This is a genomic window from Pseudanabaena biceps PCC 7429 (genome assembly GCF_000332215.1).
Taxonomy (GTDB): domain Bacteria; phylum Cyanobacteriota; class Cyanobacteriia; order Pseudanabaenales; family Pseudanabaenaceae; genus Pseudanabaena; species Pseudanabaena biceps.
Map to the genome: position 1 here is coordinate 1 of NZ_ALWB01000422.1, position 755 is coordinate 755.

2 pseudogenes are annotated in these 755 nt (G+C 44.2%); one reads left to right on the forward strand and one right to left on the reverse strand.

What is annotated here, in order from left to right:
* Positions 1-299, forward strand: a pseudogene (locus PSE7429_RS24865) (IS1 family transposase); the annotation flags it as partial.
* Between the two features lie 4 nt (positions 300-303).
* Here the strand turns inward: PSE7429_RS24865 and PSE7429_RS22895 are convergent.
* Positions 304-755, reverse strand: a pseudogene (locus PSE7429_RS22895) (IS256 family transposase); the annotation flags it as partial.

The following is a 755-nucleotide window of genomic DNA, read 5'->3' on the forward strand; positions in this document are numbered from 1 at the left end:
CAAAAGTTATGGGAATCGTTGCCTAGTGTCTATCGACAATGTGCGATTATTTACACTGATTTCTACTCGTCTTATCCAGTTGTCCTTCCCCAGCAAAACGTCATAGGGCAGTCGGTAAAGAAACGGGAAAGACCAACTATATTGAGCGATTCAACTGTACGTTACGTCAACGAGTATCTAGACTAGTTAGAAAGACCTTATCCTTTTCTAAGAAGTTGGAAAATCACATTGGGGCCATTTGGAATTTTATTCATCATTACAACACTTCTTTACCTCCGTGTGCGTCCTTTCCTTTTTAGGACTACCGTCCATATTCACCGCCAAGGCAAAGTACAGTGATTTATTGATCACTCGGCCATTGTCTCGAACTTTGATCACCAGACAGTCCAGAAATACGATCGGATAAACCGCATCTAGGGGACGGTAGGGCGCATTGCTTGACTTCATCAATTACCTCATCAGTGACATTGGAAATAAGCGTTGGTGATACTTCGACCCCATACATTTCTTGCAACTGGGCTTGGATATCCCTGACACTCATACCTCGCGCATACAAGACAATGATCTTCTCGTCTAATCCTGACAGTCGATTTTGTCCTTTCTTGACCAGTTGTGGTTCAAACTCTCCTTGCCGATCGCGCGGGACTGCGATTTCGGCTACACCAAATTCCCCTTGCACTTTTTTCTGGCTATAGCCGTTACGACTGTTGCTTTGTCCTTCTGGTTTCGATTCATGCTTCTTGTACCCTAGATGG